At 39.0% G+C, this 16,899-nt stretch carries 20 protein-coding genes and 1 pseudogene; 9 read left to right on the forward strand and 12 right to left on the reverse strand.

Going from position 1 to position 16,899, the window contains the following annotated elements:
• Positions 1-95 precede the first annotated feature (95 nt).
• Positions 96-308 (reverse strand): cold-shock protein, encoded by a 213-nt coding sequence (locus ACP69Y_RS12055; RefSeq protein WP_004648643.1) that lies wholly within the window; start codon positions 306-308, stop codon positions 96-98.
• Between the two features lie 382 nt (positions 309-690).
• Here ACP69Y_RS12055 and ACP69Y_RS12060 point away from each other — a divergent pair, with 382 nt between their 5' ends.
• From ACP69Y_RS12060 to ACP69Y_RS12080, 5 genes are all read left to right on the forward strand, one after another.
• Entirely contained in the window at positions 691-924 is a 234-nt protein-coding gene (locus ACP69Y_RS12060; protein ID WP_425918612.1) for a sulfurtransferase TusA family protein, read from the forward strand.
• A 136-nt stretch (positions 925-1,060) separates the two neighbouring features.
• Complete coding sequence (gene rpoH, locus ACP69Y_RS12065) at positions 1,061-1,930, forward strand: RNA polymerase sigma factor RpoH (protein WP_131215776.1); 870 nt, start codon at positions 1,061-1,063, stop codon at positions 1,928-1,930.
• 146 nt (positions 1,931-2,076) lie between these two features.
• Positions 2,077-2,442 carry a DUF423 domain-containing protein gene (locus ACP69Y_RS12070; RefSeq protein WP_425918613.1) on the forward strand — a complete coding sequence of 122 codons (366 nt, stop codon included), beginning with the start codon at positions 2,077-2,079 and terminating at the stop codon, positions 2,440-2,442.
• A 24-nt stretch (positions 2,443-2,466) separates the two neighbouring features.
• Entirely contained in the window at positions 2,467-2,664 is a 198-nt protein-coding gene (thiS, locus tag ACP69Y_RS12075; RefSeq protein WP_131215780.1) for a sulfur carrier protein ThiS, read from the forward strand.
• Positions 2,665-2,676: 12 nt separating this feature from the next.
• On the forward strand, positions 2,677-3,462 hold the full coding sequence (locus ACP69Y_RS12080) for a thiazole synthase (RefSeq protein WP_067723319.1): 786 nt from the start codon (positions 2,677-2,679) through the stop codon (positions 3,460-3,462).
• A 414-nt stretch (positions 3,463-3,876) separates the two neighbouring features.
• Here ACP69Y_RS12080 and ACP69Y_RS12085 read toward each other — a convergent pair whose 3' ends face one another.
• From ACP69Y_RS12085 to ACP69Y_RS12095, 3 genes are all read right to left on the reverse strand, one after another.
• A complete protein-coding gene (locus ACP69Y_RS12085; protein ID WP_425918614.1) occupies positions 3,877-4,197 on the reverse strand; it encodes a putative quinol monooxygenase in 321 nt (106 codons plus the stop codon).
• Between the two features lie 26 nt (positions 4,198-4,223).
• Positions 4,224-4,805, reverse strand: coding sequence for an NAD(P)H-dependent oxidoreductase (locus tag ACP69Y_RS12090; protein ID WP_425918615.1), 582 nt, complete (start codon positions 4,803-4,805; stop codon positions 4,224-4,226).
• A gap of 191 nt (positions 4,806-4,996) precedes the next feature.
• Positions 4,997-5,608, reverse strand: coding sequence for a glutathione binding-like protein (locus tag ACP69Y_RS12095; protein ID WP_425918616.1), 612 nt, complete (start codon positions 5,606-5,608; stop codon positions 4,997-4,999).
• Positions 5,609-5,842: 234 nt separating this feature from the next.
• Between ACP69Y_RS12095 and ACP69Y_RS12100 the strand changes: the two genes are divergently transcribed.
• The 4 genes and pseudogenes from ACP69Y_RS12100 (at position 5,843) to trmB (ending at position 8,756) form a co-directional block, all read left to right on the forward strand.
• Positions 5,843-7,291, forward strand: coding sequence for a SulP family inorganic anion transporter (locus ACP69Y_RS12100; RefSeq protein ID WP_425918685.1), 1,449 nt, complete (start codon positions 5,843-5,845; stop codon positions 7,289-7,291).
• A gap of 93 nt (positions 7,292-7,384) precedes the next feature.
• On the forward strand, positions 7,385-7,543 hold the full coding sequence (locus ACP69Y_RS12105) for a hypothetical protein (protein WP_425918617.1): 159 nt from the start codon (positions 7,385-7,387) through the stop codon (positions 7,541-7,543).
• Between the two features lie 21 nt (positions 7,544-7,564).
• A pseudogene (locus tag ACP69Y_RS12110) lies at positions 7,565-7,813 on the forward strand (EamA family transporter); the annotation flags it as partial.
• A 226-nt stretch (positions 7,814-8,039) separates the two neighbouring features.
• Positions 8,040-8,756 carry a tRNA (guanosine(46)-N7)-methyltransferase TrmB gene (gene trmB, locus ACP69Y_RS12115; protein WP_425918618.1) on the forward strand — a complete coding sequence of 239 codons (717 nt, stop codon included), beginning with the start codon at positions 8,040-8,042 and terminating at the stop codon, positions 8,754-8,756.
• Between the two features lie 60 nt (positions 8,757-8,816).
• On the opposite strand, the gene ACP69Y_RS12120 is transcribed toward trmB, so the two are convergent.
• The 8 genes from ACP69Y_RS12120 to ACP69Y_RS12155 all read right to left on the reverse strand — a co-directional run bounded on the left by ACP69Y_RS12120 (position 8,817) and on the right by ACP69Y_RS12155 (position 16,849).
• Positions 8,817-9,491: a class I SAM-dependent methyltransferase gene (locus ACP69Y_RS12120; protein ID WP_425918619.1), complete on the reverse strand. Its 675-nt coding sequence runs from the start codon at positions 9,489-9,491 to the stop codon at positions 8,817-8,819.
• 54 nt (positions 9,492-9,545) lie between these two features.
• Positions 9,546-10,325 carry a Rossmann-like and DUF2520 domain-containing protein gene (locus ACP69Y_RS12125; protein ID WP_425918686.1) on the reverse strand — a complete coding sequence of 260 codons (780 nt, stop codon included), beginning with the start codon at positions 10,323-10,325 and terminating at the stop codon, positions 9,546-9,548.
• Positions 10,326-10,578: 253 nt separating this feature from the next.
• A complete protein-coding gene (locus ACP69Y_RS12130) occupies positions 10,579-12,057 on the reverse strand; it encodes an OmpA family protein (protein WP_425918620.1) in 1,479 nt (492 codons plus the stop codon).
• 152 nt (positions 12,058-12,209) lie between these two features.
• The gene (locus tag ACP69Y_RS12135; RefSeq protein WP_425918621.1) at positions 12,210-13,112 is read right to left on the reverse strand and encodes a lysozyme inhibitor LprI family protein; all 903 of its coding nucleotides are present in this window, start codon (positions 13,110-13,112) and stop codon (positions 12,210-12,212) included.
• Between the two features lie 44 nt (positions 13,113-13,156).
• Entirely contained in the window at positions 13,157-13,900 is a 744-nt protein-coding gene (locus ACP69Y_RS12140; RefSeq protein ID WP_425918622.1) for a hypothetical protein, read from the reverse strand.
• A gap of 117 nt (positions 13,901-14,017) precedes the next feature.
• Complete coding sequence (locus ACP69Y_RS12145; RefSeq protein WP_425918623.1) at positions 14,018-15,253, reverse strand: dihydroorotase; 1,236 nt, start codon at positions 15,251-15,253, stop codon at positions 14,018-14,020.
• Between the two features lie 9 nt (positions 15,254-15,262).
• Positions 15,263-16,279, reverse strand: coding sequence for an aspartate carbamoyltransferase catalytic subunit (locus tag ACP69Y_RS12150; RefSeq protein ID WP_425918624.1), 1,017 nt, complete (start codon positions 16,277-16,279; stop codon positions 15,263-15,265).
• Between the two features lie 225 nt (positions 16,280-16,504).
• Positions 16,505-16,849 (reverse strand): hypothetical protein, encoded by a 345-nt coding sequence (locus ACP69Y_RS12155; protein WP_425918625.1) that lies wholly within the window; start codon positions 16,847-16,849, stop codon positions 16,505-16,507.
• Between the last annotated feature and the right edge of the window lie 50 nt (positions 16,850-16,899).

The raw sequence follows: 16,899 nt of genomic DNA on the forward strand, positions 1-16,899 counted from the left end.
AATGTGCTCTAACTTAATAATCAGGAAAATTATAGCCTATTATAAACAAAAACGCCCCAAATTACATTGGGGCGTTCTCATGAATAATCAGGCGATTAGTCTAAAGGTTGTACTTCTTCAGCTTGGAAGCCTTTTTGACCTTTAACTACGCTGAATTCAACACGTTGGCCGTCACGAAGTGAACGGTGACCGTCACCTTGGATAGCGCGGAAATGAACGAATACGTCGTCGCCGCCGTTACGTTGAATAAAGCCGAAGCCTTTAGTGTCGTTGAACCATTTAACTACGCCTTGTTCACGAGCTGTCATAAGTTAATCCTCATTGTATTTAATAGAAGGACCACCCGGTGTTGCAAACAGCAGAGTAAACAAGGTTTAAAAATATTTATTATTTCTAAGCTTGTAATCATTCTGTATTACTATTAACAAAATCCCGGTTATATCCATTACTATATTCAACTTTAAGACAAAATTAAGTATGTCATTAATTTGAATACGCAACGAGCTTACCATGGGTTTATAACAATTCATACTGTTTTTTTTGAATAATTTTCTTTTTGATTGAGTTTTATTTTACTAATTATTTCTCTATTTTATATAGGTACTTTTTATGTTGAGATTATATAATTTCATTTAGTTTTGGCACCAAATTTGCTAACATTTCAGAACGTGTTATTAGAAATTAAATGAGATGAATGATCTAGCCAATACAGCGATTATCATAGATGCGATGGGTAAACCCTGCCCCATGCCATTGTTGATGCTTAAGCGAGCGATCAAGAATAAATCAGAGCATCTGTTTTTATTAAAATCTTCAGATCCACATAGTCAGCAAGATGTAATGCGTTATTGCCAAATACATCAATTAAAATGCAATATGACAAAAATAACTGATTCTGAATATCACTACTTAATTGAATCTTAATTATTTTCAATTAAAATAGAACTTTTCAAATTTGCATAAAAAATTACATTTCTCTACCCAATATTCCTTATTTCAGGAAAATATTGGATTAAGATAAAATTTAAGTGGTTATGTCATCCATTCTGAAGGAGAACACATGAGTGACAGCAGCAATCAATTGATGCCCCTGTCATTATCGGCGCCAGGGGTAAATCTCGGTGCTTATATAAGTACTGTCAATCAGATTCCTATTTTAACGGCTGATCAAGAAAAAGAGTTAGCCGAACGCTATTATTACGACCAAGATTTAGACGCTGCAAAAATGCTGGTCATGTCTCATTTGCGTTTTGTCGTTCATATTGCCCGTAGTTATGCAGGCTATGGTCTACCACAGGGCGACCTGATTCAAGAAGGCAACTTGGGTCTAATGAAGGCGGTTAAACGTTTTGATCCGAACATGGGTGTGCGTTTGGTCTCTTTTGCCGTGCATTGGATTAAAGCTGAAATTCATGAATATGTGATTCGTAACTGGCGTATTGTTAAAATTGCGACCACTAAAGCGCAACGTAAACTGTTCTTTAACTTACGTAGCTTAAAAAAATCGAGTAAGAAGCTAACCCTCGAAGAAGCAAAATCTATTGCCAACGACTTAAATGTGACACCAGAACAAGTCTTGGAAATGGAAGGTCGTTTAACAGCCTATGATGCAGCATTTGAAGCTCAGGGTGATGACGATGATGAAGGCTCAACTCATGTCGCACCGGCTTTATATTTAGAAGATAATCGTTACGATCCCGCACGTTTAGCGGAAGAAGAAGACTATGAGCAACAAAGTACGTCTGCCCTGCATAGCGCAATGGATCAGCTTGATGACCGTTCGCGTAACATTTTGCAGCGTCGCTGGTTAGATGATGAAAAATCGACGCTACATGAGTTAGCGGCTGAATATAATGTCTCTGCTGAACGTATTCGTCAGTTAGAAAAAAATGCCATGGAAAAAATTAAAGTCGCCATGTCTTCTAACTAAGATATCGGGCTGATTTTATTCTGTGATAAAGAAAGGGCTGTGTGCCCTTTTTTATACTTAAACATTTGTATTGTCGCATTTGGGCTTTTGTGTAAACACTAAAATATGCTAAGTTAGGCGCAAATTTACTCAGGTGATAATTGCTTATGTGGATTGCAATTTCAGCCCTTAATTTGGCACTTGCGGTCATGCTGGGCGCATTTGGCGCGCATGGGCTAAAAGCGCATGCAAGCGAAGCTCAATTGGCTTGGTGGCATACCGCAACTGATTATTTTTTCTATCATGCCCTTGGACTTTTGGCGCTCGCCATTCTAAGCAAAGTTATTCCCCAACTGCCTATTAAAGCCAGTTTTATCCTGATTCAAGTCGGTATTTTCTTTTTCTGTGGCTCTCTGTACGTAATGGCCTTAGGTTTACCTCGTGTATTAGGGGCTATCACACCAATTGGTGGCGCTTTAATGGTTGCTGGCTGGCTAGTACTGGCGTGGAATGCATTAAAATACGCAAAATAAAGTAAGGGCAAAGGAAAAATAAGCATGCATATTTATTTAAATGGCGAATCAAAAAATACTTCATGTACTAATTTATTAGAATTGATTCAAGAATTGGCCTTGGAAGGCAAACGCTTTGCTGTAGAACAGAATGAAATGATCATTTCCAAAAGCAAATTGGCACAAACCCCTATTTGCGCTGAAGATCAGATTGAAATTATTCATGCCGTCGGTGGCGGCTAATTCGGAGCTCCCATGGAAGATACCCCGCTTATAATCGGTTCGCGTACATTTAATTCACGTCTATTGGTCGGTACAGGTAAATATAAAGATTTAACTGAAACCGATTTAGCCATTCAAGCCAGCGGCGCAGAAATTGTGACGGTGGCAATCCGCCGTGTAAATATTGGACAGCACCCTGACCAGCCGAATTTACTTTCTGTTGTGCCACCAGAAAAATATACCATTCTGCCCAACACTGCCGGCTGTTTTGATGCCAATAGTGCAATCCGTACCTGTATGCTGGCACGTGAACTACTGGATGGTCACAATCTGGTTAAACTGGAAGTTCTCGGTGATGAAAAAACATTGTATCCGAATATCACCGAAACTTTAAAAGCTGCTCGCACCTTAATTGACGATGGCTTTGAGATCATGGTCTACACCTCGGATGACCCGATTGTGGCGCAAGAATTAGAGAGCATGGGCTGTGTTGCGATTATGCCTTTAGGCAGCCTGATTGGTTCAGGTTTAGGCATCTTGAATCCGCATACTATTTCTATTATTAAAGAAAATGCCAAAGTTCCGGTGTTGGTTGATGCCGGTGTGGGTACAGCGAGTGATGCTGCTATTGCCATGGAATTGGGTTGCGACGGCGTACTGATGAATACTGCAATTGCGGCTGCGCAAAACCCTATCTTAATGGCATCTGCGATGAAAAAAGCGGTTGAAGCGGGTCGCGAAGCATTTTTAGCGGGTCGCATGCCACGTAAACGTATGGCAAATGCAAGCTCGCCTGAAACAGGTTATTTCTTTAAATAAAGTTAAAGAGCTTAAAAACGGCTCAAAAGAGTAATGCTGATCAGTTAAGGGGTTTGACCATAAACTCCTTAACTTTTGAGTTATTCACAGCGGAGCCCTATCTTTTTAAATCAAATATTTGGAGTTCGTCAGTTCCTGGCGAAGCTTCGCAAGAAAAGCACCTTACAAAGACTTTAAATAATTTATTTAAAGTCTTTTCATCGCAAAACTCGTCTACTACCACCGAGTAGCAAGTCTATCGCAGAAACAGTAACTTTTAATCTTGCGGTGCAATGCACCTCATGCCTCAAACAGTTGAGAATGACGTTTCCGCGTATCAAATAACATGATGAATTTAAAATGAAAAATGTCAGTCAATTTCTTAACTGACTAACATTACTCAAAAGAGTCCTTTTTTATATTTCAAGAATGTAGTTAACTACTTAAACCCTTTTGCATAATCCGGATTTTAACATCAAGCACATAATCTTGGACTTGTTGCTGATACGCTTTCATATGGGGGGTTTGTAAATGCTTATTCAAATGTTCAACACTTTCCCAATGTTCCAACATGGTAATTGAATCAGGCACTTTAGTCTGATAATTAGCATCCGATTCATGATCTACCAGTAACTCATAGCCGTAACACCCATCTTCTTGCAAAACAGCAAGTGTTATTGTTCTAAATGCATTTAACATATTTTCACGATGTTGAGCACCTGATCGAATCAGAATATCTGCAATAACAACCAACATAGTTCACTCCTCAAACAACTCATCTATTAGGCAAAAACATCCATCAGATGCTGACGATATTTGTGTTCATATTGAGCTACATCGGGCATTTTTATCACATCATTCACGATGAAGGTGTTTAAACTTTTCATACCTAAGAATTGATTGGCTTTATGAAATGGCAGATATACACCGTCAACGCCGACGCCATGAAAAAATTGATCAGCATCATTAAAAGCTTCCATCGGTGCATTCCAAGTTAACGATAACATATACTTTTTATCGTGAATGAGACCACCTGAACCGTATTTTTTCGATGCATCCGAACGGGATCGACCATCACTGGCATATAAAGTTCCATGCCCTTCTGTAAAAATATCATCAATATATTTTTTTACTGTCCAAGGTGCACCCATCCACCAGCCTGGCATTTGATAAATAATCACATCTGCCCATACATATTTCTGAATTTCTTCCTGAATTTGATAGTCACTATCTGCACGAGTAATTTTAACGGTATGCCCCAGTCCACCAAGCACAGTATTCGCCAATTCAGTTAAAGTGTCATTTAACTCGCCATTCGAGTGTGCAAATTGCTTGGCACCATTCACAATCAGGATATTACTCATTCATTCGCCTTTGAGGATTTATTTTCAGTGGCCAATATACTTAAATATTTTATTGATAAAAATTCATGAATTTGCAAAATACTATTGATAAAAAATCAACAATAAAATTCTCTAGTCATTTAACATTCCTTAATCTTAAAATCAAAGAAAAAAAGCACCATCAGGTGCTTTTTCAAATCAAGACAGAAAAATTAAGGAATTAAACCTTCGTCACGCATCGCTATTTGTACAGACTGGCGTTCTGCCACTTTATTACGCAAGGCAATAATATTGTTATAAGGGGTTAGATCATGCCCAATCCCATTCGACCAGTTTGTTAACACAAATAAATAGGCATCTGCCGGACCAAAATTATCATCCACTAAATAGTCGTTATCTGACTCGCCAATGGCTTTTTCAATATAGGCAAGCAAACGGTCAATTTCTGCATACGCTTTTTCTTTCGCTTCATCCGCCAATGGCGCACCGAAAAATACCGCATAAGCATCATGTAATTCAGAGTTTAAGTAACCCAGCCATTCAAGAACTTTGGCACGCCCTAAACCTGATGGCGGAATTAAATCCTGTTTGGGGTCATGCTGTGCAAGGAACGGTAAAATTGCCACATTTTCAGTCAGAATCAAGCCTGGATTAATTTCTAAAGCTGGAACATAGCCCTTAGGATTAATTGCGTAATAGTCAGCACCTTTTTCTGTCTTATGGGTTTTTAAATTTACACGCTCTAAATCAAAATCAACATTAATTTCATTTAAAATAATATGTGATGCCAGTGAACACGCGCCCGGGGCGTAATAAAGCTTCATATCTGATCCTTGTTATTTAACTATTAACTGTTTTAAATCTCTTCTAACAAACTTTCAAGTGATCGTACCTGTAAATTGCAAAAAAGCATCAATGCGTAAAAAACCTTTACCTTTTGAATATTGTCTAAAATGCTGTATTTTTCAAGTCAATATTTTTCATGTCAATCTGATGTGCTTTTTTCTACAAAACTGTTTTAACATACCCAGCTCTAAAGTTTGATGAAAGTTAACGTAGTGATTAGCCTTAAAAAAGAAGAATGGTTTTCCAATATCCGCACCGATGTATTAGCAGGTTTGGTCGTGGGTTTAGCCCTGATTCCCGAGTCAATCGCCTTTTCTGCCATTGCCGGTGTTGATCCGCAAGTCGGTCTGTATGCGTCATTTTGTATAGCCGTCACCATTGCTTTCTTTGGCGGTCGTCCTGCCATGATTTCTGCTGCTACCGGTGCACTGGCTTTGTTGATGATTACCTTGGTCAAAGAACACGGCTTGCAGTATTTACTGGCGGCAACCATTTTGACCGGTATCATTCAAGTGATTGCAGGTTATTTTAAAGTCGCCAAGCTGATGCGATTTGTATCGCAATCGGTGGTTTATGGTTTTTTAAATGCCCTGGCCATTTTGATTTTTGTAGCTCAATTTCCTGAATTAAGCAAGATGGATAGCTTAGGCTATTTATTTGTAGGTTTAGGTCTGGCAGTGGTTTATCTTTTTCCATACATTCCGAGAATTGGTAAATTGATTCCCTCTCCACTGATTTGTATTGTCCTGCTCAGTCTACTTGCCTTATTTTTAGGCGGTGATATGCGTACAGTCAGTGATTTAGGACATTTCCCAGATACGCTTCCTATTTTCCTGATTCCAGAAATTCCATTGAACTTTGAAACTTTAAAAATTATCTTTCCTTATTCAATTACCCTTGCAACAGTGGGTTTATTAGAAACCATGATGACCACGACCGTCGTGAATGAAGTCACCGAGACTGAAGGCGACCGTCATCAGGAATGCCGCGGTCAAGGTTATGCCAATATCGTCAGTGGTTTTATGGGCGGCATGGCAGGTTGTGCCATGATTGGTCAATCCATTATTAACGTATCGTCAGGTGCACGTACACGTTTATCGACCTTGGTTGCAGGTGTTTTTTTACTGTGCTTGGTGGTGTTTCTTAAAGATTGGTTGGCGTATATTCCGATGGCAGCACTAGTTGCCATTATGATTATGGTAGCTTTCACCACCTTTAACTGGGATTCAGTCCGCAATTTCCAAAAACATCCGAAGCAAAGCAATATCGTTATGCTTGCCGTTGTTATTATTGTTTTAGCCACCCATAACCTTGCGCTGGGTGTCTTTGTTGGGGTGTTACTTTCAGCTTTATTTTTAGTCAATAAACTCGAAAGCGAAGTCAAGGTTAGCTCTACTCTCTTAAACTCTAATACGCGCCAATATGTAATTTATGGACAAATATTCTTTAGCAGTTCAGACAAGTTTTTCCAGTTTTTTGACTTTAAAGAAAATATTTCCGAGGTTGAGATTGATCTTACCCATGCACATATCTGGGATATTACTTCAGTCAACATGCTGAACAATGTGGTACAGAAATTTAAAGATCAAAATACTGCAGTAAAAGTTGTCGGGTTAAATGAGGCCAGCAATACATTAATTGATCGTTATAATCCGCTGTAACTTTTGATTAAAATAAAAGTGCGATCATGATTGCTGTCGTTAATAGATCTCCAAAATGATAGCAGCCTAAAACTAAAAAATATAGGCAGCACTATGAATATAAATCAATGGTTTATGTGGGCAATATTGTCTGCCTGTTTCGCAGCCTTAACTGCTATTTTTGCTAAAGTGGGTTTGCGACAGGTAGATTCTGACCTGGCTACCTTGATTCGCACTGTGATTATTGTATTGGTATTAAGTTTAATGGTTTAGGGATTAGGAAAATGGCAGAATCCCTTGTTGCTTTCAGGCAAAACCTGGTTATTTTTAACTTTGTCGGCTTTAGCGACTGGCTCATCATGGCTGTGTTATTTTCGGGCTTTACAGCTTGGTCAAGCCTCACAAGTGGCACCGATTGATAAACTCAGTGTGATTTTAGCCACCCTGTTTGCTGTGCTTTTTTTAGGTGAACGCCCCAGCCTGCAAGAATACTTGGGCATTGTCCTGATTGCTTTTGGCGTACTGACCATTGCCTTAAAATAATGTAGATTCCGCTATCTAAATTTTCTAAGCCAATATTTTTATAAAACAATTAATACGCCCAACGTAACCCCGTTCTTTGTTAGGTCTCAACTTCCATTTCAGCAAATAATGACGCAATAACAGCATGACTCTGCTGTCTTTACCGCATCTTAAAAATGAAAAAGTTTGACTTGTTAGGCTCAGGACTTAAAATACCGCATTCGAATTTTTTACATTTGCCAAAGTTATGTCGAACGATCAATTAGACCCGCAAGTCGTCGAGCTGGACAACTTGAATGAACATCGCGAAATTGTCACTTTTATGCGTCGTTCATCTCCGCTAAATACCTCTCAACGTACTGCGCTTGAACAATATGGTCACCTAATTTTGGAATATCCGGTGGGTGATTTACGTCAACAGTTTGAACATCCAGAACGCCCTTTAACGGTTGAAATTGGTTTTGGTATGGGCCGTTCGCTTGTGCTTATGGCAAAAGCCAATCCTGAACGTAACTATGTCGGTATCGAAGTGCATGTACCCGGTATCGCGCAATGCGTATATGAAGCCGGCATGGCAGGTTTAACCAACTTGCGTTTACTCGATGCCGATGCCATTCAAGTGCTTCGTGAAATGCCAGACAACAGCATTAACGCGGTACAACTTTATTTCCCAGACCCATGGCAAAAGAAACGTCATTTCAAACGTCGTTTTGTATCACATGACCGTATGCCACTGGTTGAACAAAAACTGGAAATGGGCGGTACTTTCCACTCGGCTACAGACTGGGAAGCGTATGCTGAATGGATGCTGGATGTGTTAGATAACCGTCCGAATCTTGAAAATATGGCAGGTAAAGGTAATAGCTATCCTCGCCCTGACTGGCGCCCACAAACCAAGTTTGAACGTCGCGGGCTTGAGGAAGGTCATAAAATTAACGACTTCCTGTTCAAGAAAATCAAATAACGTTAACCAGCACCTTAAAAAATGGCTCATCAATGTATGAGCCATTTTTATACTTAGACTTTAAGCTTTTAATGCCATAAAACCTTGATAAGATAAAATTTGTGTAAAGCATTCTACAGAATCAAATCCGCTCAATTTCAATTGCTCCAATGTTTCCTGCTCCGATAACGGATAAAAATCATCTTCTATGCGATCAATCATTGCCGCAGATTGCGAAATCGTTAAACCGTTTGCCTCACAGATATGTTTCAGTATTTCCAGTTCCTGCTCTGACTTGATTCGGGTCAAATCAAAAGTAATGAACACTCCTTGAGGTTTTAAACGTGAGTAAATCGCTTTAAAGAACTTGGGCTTATCTGAATAATTCACAAAATGCGTGACTAAAATAGAAAGCACGGCGTCGTAAGCCTGAGCTGTTTTTAACTGGTCTACCTCTCCCAATACAAACTCAACCCGATGCGATGCATTTAAAGAATGAATATATTGTTTGGCTTTATCCAGCATGGTTTCCGACAACTCTGTTGCAGTAAATGTCCAGTCCGGAAATGCTCGTACTAAATGACCCAGTTCATAGCCGGTACCGCAACCTACAATGAGCACATGTGCATATTCATCAGCATAGGTTTTTAACAAGGCTTGAATTTGCTGATGGACTACTTCATAGCCAGGAATTAACTTGCGAATGTGCACATCATAACCATCTACCACATACTGACTATTAAAATCCTTTGCCATAAACCCATCCTTGTTTTATTCATTGTTACAATATATTGATTTAATTTTAGATGACTATTCCGAGCGATGCGATTGCATAATCTGCTGACTCATTAAATTGTATATACTTTTTAAATCTTCTCGTTGTGCATCCTGCAACATATGTTCATGCATCTTTAAAATATTTCGATCCCCTCGCATTGCCGGTCCAGTCTGCATCTGTTTAGGATCATGCTGTACAGCTTTATGGGCAGTTTCTAAAATTAGGGGGTAAAGCAGGGAAAAATCAACCTGCTGTGCATCTACTACCTGCTTCGCCATGTCGTAACAATAATTACTAAAATTACAGGCAAATACCGCCGCCAAATGCAAGCTTAAACGCTGTGCTGATGTGTATTGATAAACTCGACTACTCAATTGATTAGCAAGCTCGTTTAATAAAACCAAATCATTTTCAAATTTCGCTTCTACAAATAGTGGGGTATCGACCCACGTAATTTCCCGATCTAAACTAAAGGTTTGCAAAGGATAAAGTACACCTGCACGTGCATGAGTTTTTGCCAAAACCTCGATATCTGTACTGCCCGAGGTATGTACAAGCAGTGCATCAGGTAAGTGTTGATGAACATCTACAATCACTGATGCAATCGCTTGATCACTTACCGCAATAATCACCAAATCAATTTCAGGATTTATTTCGGAGATATTCGCCGCTGCAGTTGCACCGACTTGAGCAGCTAAAGTGTGTGCAGGCTCAAAACTGCGACTATAGATTTGCATGATTTGATGATGCTGGCTTAAAACACGAGCCAAATGATGTGCAACCCGCCCCGCCCCAATAAAACTAATACGCATAATATTTTCACGTTTTACAATTAAGTACAGCATGCCAATAAAAAAAGAACGAATCAATTAGCCCTTCTTTAAATACTCAGTGACATCTCTGGTTTATTTAAGAAAATTCAAATAAATCAGATACCTCCATTTTTTATTAAATATCTATAGCTTCATGTTTTAAAATATTTTTAGACACTGTTTATAAATTAAATGCTGGTTTCTATAAAAAATCTCTGCTTTGACACAGAGACTTTTTATTTTAATAATTCGTTTATTGCTGCTTTACACCCTCTTCATCTACTTCACGAACAGTGCCTGTTTCTGTATTTAACACTTCAAACTCGATACGACGGTTTTTAAACTGACCTTCCGGTGTTGCATTATCCGCCACAGGCTGTTCTGAACCATAACCGACTGCTTGCAACTGGGCAGGGTCGACACCTTGTTGCACCAAGTAATCGACAACGGCTTGTGCACGCTTTTGTGACAAGGTTTTATTTGCCTTCGCATTACCTACAGCATCGGTATGACCTTTAACCGTTAGATGCACTTGTGATGCACGTTTAATCAGCGCAGCTGCTTGATCTAAAATCGATTTATTGGCATCAGGAATATTGGCACTTGCGGTATCAAAGTTGATAATTTGCATATTCAGGGCTGTTGCAATATCTAATGCACGAATTTGATCTGGATTAATTGCAGCCAAAGCTTTTTCCGCATTGGTATTACCTTCACTAATTGCCATATTGTTATCAACAGGTGTAGAAGCAGCTGTCGTTGCTTGCGTCATTACTGTCATATTTTTAACCAATGGCTTAATTTTAGTCGCCAACTGTTCTGCATCAGTTGGATTCGCAGTCTGAATAGAAAGCTGATCTCCCATCCAGATTATTGATGCATTTGGAACACCCTTAACCAATTTCAATACACTTGGAATGGCATCTTGATCAATAAATTCTGTATGATAGCTTACGTTGCTTTCAACACCACAACCGATATTGTGATTAAAAATTTGTTTAATTTCTTTTTGCAGAATATCGATATAACTCGCATTGCCAGAATATAACTGACACGTGGTTAAGTCTCCTGTCGAACCCGTGCTGAGTTGTAATTTTGCTGGCTCACTGGTGGCAGTCTGTGCAGGCACACCGCTTACAGACTCAGTTTCTTTTCTATCTGAACAAGCTCTAAACATTAACGCAAGTAGTCCAGCTAAAACAATGAAAGCAATGAGCGGCAATAAAAAACTTGATTTCTTTTTTTCTTCTACCACAACATGCGTTTCAGGGGCTTGGTGCAAGGCATGTCCCGATGCCAGTCCTACGCCTAAAGCACTTAAAAGCGCTGGTGCCCAATGTGGCAAGGCACTCGATACAGTAGGCCAATGTGTCTCAATAAGATGTGCAATCGCACTTGGTTCAGAAGAACCGGCTTCGGTTTCTAAAAAACCCAGTGTAGGGGTAATTGAGCGATTTAAGGTAGATTCAATTGCGCCAGTCGGAACTGTGCCTGAAACCTGTTCTAAAAATTCCTGCTTTAAATCGGGATTTGTTGCAAAGAGATCAATCAATCTCGGATTTAATTGACTCTGTAAATTTCTAATAAGTTCTGGCTTAGATTTGAAAATTGCCAATAGGATAGGAAAAAAACTGCTTAATGCTTGACTCTTCTCGCTTAGATATTCCGTTTCACCTTCAAGAACAATCGCAGATACTTTCTGCTTGAGTAAATCAATCAAATTAATATTCATCTATTATTCCTCTTATTCTCATTTTATCACGTGCATTTTCAGTTTATCTGTTCGGTTTTTAGCCAGTGTAATTAATTGTATTATTTGAATACTATTATTTTTCAGCAATAAAAAAGCCAGCCAAAGCTGACTTTTCTAATATTTAAAAATAATTACTCTTCTAAATAATAAATTTTTTGACGCAACTCTGAAGTCCGTTGTGTTGTCATATTGGTTTCACAATTTATTCGATAAATTTCTGGATTATCTGAATTAGTACTTTCTAACTTACACTCTAACTCACGTTTTTTAAGCCAAAGTCTTTGTTCATCTAAAAGCTGATTACGAACTTCTTTAGTTGTCGAATTCCAAACCAAATTTAAATTTTCATTGGCTTTATCTAAATTAGTTTTCGCTTCTGAAATTAATACAGACTGATATTCCTGTGCAGTAGCCTCTTCTTCAGCTACACGTTTAATCTCTTCTTGTTTCGCAACTTCAGCTGCATTTAGACGTGCAGTTTTAACTAAAGAATCAACTGCGATATCTCGGACGAAATATGCCAAAGCATCTGGATTTTCTAAAGTGACATAAACTTTTTTACCATCATCTGTTGGCTGAACTAAATATTCAATTTCTTTTTTCAACTGGTTTGCTTCAAATGATAGATCTGACAATACGGCAGCCTGAGCAATATTATTTTCATCATAAACAGCCCGAGCTGCATCTGCATCTTTTACCATTTGATCTGGAACCTTGACTACAAATTCAGTTACGCAATACTGCTTATTACTATTTGGGTCAGAATTATTGGTGCGGACATCATTCACATTGAATGTAATTTGCTGAAGGGTACTTCTTAATTTCCCCATATCAATTGTAACGTTTTCGCTATCAATCAATTCTTTGACACGCTCTGCAGCAATATCACTTACCGTTTTACTGAAACTTTCAACAACTAACTGCTTTGCAGTTTCATTATCACATTTCACTGAACTACCTGTGATTGATTGTACTTTGTCACAACCAGACACAAGCAACATACAACCCACTAATGCTAATAATTTGAGCTTCATAATTACCCTATTTCAAATCAACTTTATTTTCAAAAAACTAATTATTAATACTCTTCGTCATAACCTTCTGCTGCAGCTGTGGCTGCCTGAGCAGCCTGTTCTGCTTCTGTTGCCGCATCAGCAGCTACGATAGCTTCATTATTTGCATCATAAGTTGCATTGTTGGCATTATTTCTTTGTATAGCGGCTTTACTCGCTTCCAAATTTTTAATTTGATTCTTTTCAATTTGTGGTTTTAAGAATGCATAAGTTAAAGTTTCTGAAACCAAGGTTTGTACGTTAGCGGTATTCTTAAGTAGAGCTAAAACTTTGTCCCCTTTGTCAGTGGGTTGCAGAACATACTCTAGGGTTAAATGAATCTTATTATTTTCATAATTTATACCTAAATTATTTGCATGTTCTTCTACACTCACTGCATCAACTTTAGCTCTCGCTTCATCAGATTTTTTGACTAAGTCTGAGGGAATAGTTGCTGTTAAATCAATTGAGCATGTGGTTTTTGGACTATTCGGATCAATAAAGTCGGTTCTACTATCAAGCAAACTAAATTGGATATTTTTTGCTGATAATTTAAGTTTTGCGGGATCTAAATCCTTAATTGAACCGTTTTTAATTAACTCTTTGAGTTCACGTTCTAAAGATTGTGCCAAATCATCCTGTAATACCTGTGTTACCAATGATGTTGCGGATTCCTCATCACATTTCAAATGTTTTGAAAAAAGATTATTACAGCCAGTTAAAGCTAAAGTTGATGCAAACACGACAAGTGTTTTATTCTTAAGTTTCATTAATATACCCTCTCTTATTTACATAATTATAAACAAAATTAGCAATTAATAACAATTAAGTCACAAAAAAGCCAGCCGAAGCTGACTTTTATAAATCATAAAAAAATATTAAATCAATTAAGCCACAAAAGTTTGAACCACTTTACCTACCACTTTTTGATTAATGAGTGGCGTATTTTTACCCTGTGAAAGAATAGAATCTTTAGAAACCATCCATTCAATTTTAGGATCAACCAACGCCCAGCCCGATTCTTCAGTCCAGCGATTAACCATATTGGCCACTTTTGCAGGTGCAAGGGTCACTTTTTCAACCCACTCTAAAGGCTTAAGTAGTCCTTCATTAATCAGTTGAATACCAAACGCAACATAAGTATCAAAAGCAGTCATACCCGGTTGTGTTTCGGCAAATGGGGCTAATTTTGCAGAGCTGCTAAGCGGTTCATGATGGGTACAAATCGCATCAATCACACCATCTTTTACGCCCTGACGTAATAGCTGTTTATCTTTTTCAGCACGTAATGGCGGGCGTACATGCGCCAAAGAATTAAAGCCGTCGGTTAAACTTTCGGTTAAATGCAATTGATGCATCGCCACATCAGCAGTAACAGGCAAGCCTTTGTCTTTTGCAATTTTGATCAATTCAACAGAAGCACCACAAGATAACAACCCAAAATGTGCACGCACTTTTGTTGCTTCAATCATGAGCAAATATTTTGCAATCGCAACAGTTTCAGCCAATGCTGGAATCGTCGGCAAGCCTTGACGTGAAGCAATAAAGCCTTCATGTGCACAACCATCTTTGGCAATTTGGTGTTCTTCTGCATAAAACACCACAGTCATGCCCAGACCTGCAGCATATTCCAGAGTACGAATCACCACATCATCATCCGCAAACGGCGCGTTGGCATTCGAAACAGCAGTACAACCGCCTTTCTTCAAGCCTGCCATGTTTGCAGGCTGTTTGCCTTGTAAACCTTGCGTTTGTGCACCAATCACTTGTAGATAAATACCACCATCAAGCATGGCTTTTTCAACCAGGCCATGAATCAGCGCACCATTGTCTTGTACGATTGGTTTTGAATCTGGCGGAGTAAAAACATGCAAAATGCCATTTTCACGCGCAGCCTTTCCTTCGGATTTTAAAGTACCGTGCTGTTGCTGACCGGGTTCACGTAAACGTGCACATAAATCGACCATGGTTGGCATCAACCATTGACCTTGGCCATCAATGCTTTCACTGACCTGATCTGTTGCAGCAACGAATTTACCATTTTCAATAAAAACCGTTTGTATGCTATCCGTTTGCTTGATTGGATCGAGGACACGGACATTTTCAATTTTTACAATACTCATGACTTTACCTTATCCCGCAATCGCTTCAATTAAACCTTTTTCCTGCAACTGACCTTGCATAGACAATGCAAGTACCGCCATACGCACAGCAATACCATTGGTCACTTGCTGCAAAATGACCGCTTGCGATCCATCAGCAATACTGGAATCAATTTCTACGCCACGGTTCATTGGTCCCGGATGCATCACGATGCAATCAGGTTTCGCCATCGCCAGACGTTCTTTGTTTAAACCGTACATTTTGTAGAATTCAGCTTGTGAAGCCAGCGCTGGAGAATCAATACGTTCATTTTGAATACGTAAAGTAATAATCACGTCGCAATCTTTAATCCCGGCTTCCATGTTATTGAACAGACGAACATCTTCGCCATATTCTTCAAAGCCATAAGGCAGCAAGGTATTCGGTGCAATCACACGAATGTCTCTACAGCCTAAAGTCTGCAATGCCGCCACATCTGAACGTGCCACACGCGAATGTTTAATATCCCCAATAATGGCCACACTTAAAGCTTCGAATGGCTTTTTGGTTTCACGGCGAATGGTCAACATATCCAGCATCGCTTGCGTCGGATGCGCATGACGGCCATCGCCTGCGTTAATAATCGCAACATGTGGGCAAACGGTTTGTGCAATAAAATGTGCCGCACCTGAAGATGAATGACGAACAACGAAAATATCGGCTGCCATCGCTTCAAGATTCCACAAGGTATCTCGTAATGTTTCACCTTTTGAGGTACTTGAACGTGCTATATCAATGTTCAGTACGTTGGCTGATAAACGTTTTGCCGCTGCTTCAAAAGTGGTACGAGTACGGGTCGAGTTTTCAAAGAACAAATTCATGACCGTACGACCTTCTAATAAAGGAGTCGTTATCAGTTGATTTTGATCATTAAAAAAGGAGTTGGCTGTATCAAGAATTTTGGTCAGGGTTTCTTTGGAAAGACCGTCAATGGTCAAGAAATGTTTGAGATTACCCTGTTGATTGAGTTGAATCTGGCTCGGAGTATGCAGTGCCGCCAAGTGCATGAGAGATTCCCGTTCAGTTAAGTTGAACTATTATACAGATATTCCCCTGTGGTTGGCAGTTGAAGTTTTCAGCATTCAGTGACTATTTACGTTTCATGTAAATTTATCAATTAAAAGTAAGCGATTAGTTTTACCAATTTCTACAGCTTATTTATAAAGTCCAATAAATCTATCATTTATTAAAATCAGGCTCTAAATCAGCAGGAGTATTTAGAGCCTAAAAAATTAACGTAATGCACCAATATAGTGATGTGACACTTGTGCTCTATAAATTTCTTCTTCGGTTACTTCGGTTTCATATATTTCTGCTATTTCTTCCTTAACCTCAATTTTATTAGGTTCAGCATCAAACACCATTAAGGAACGTAGGCGCTCAGCTTGTCGCTGCAACTCGGAATCATTCGCAGAGAAAGCAAGATCAATGACATATTTAGCGTAAGTTTGGTTTTGCACCAAATACATGACATCAATCACTCGCCCTGTTACACGTCTTAATCGAGCATAAATCAATGTCGCGATAGAAAAAGATTCAGAATTGGTCATAAACCCACTCTCCATTGTGTCTTTCATTCAATACCCCTTATCAAATCAAAAATCTCAAAACAGCGGTTATAGTCCAA

This window comes from Acinetobacter sp. TSRC1-2 (genome assembly GCF_049895885.1).
GTDB lineage: Bacteria > Pseudomonadota > Gammaproteobacteria > Pseudomonadales > Moraxellaceae > Acinetobacter.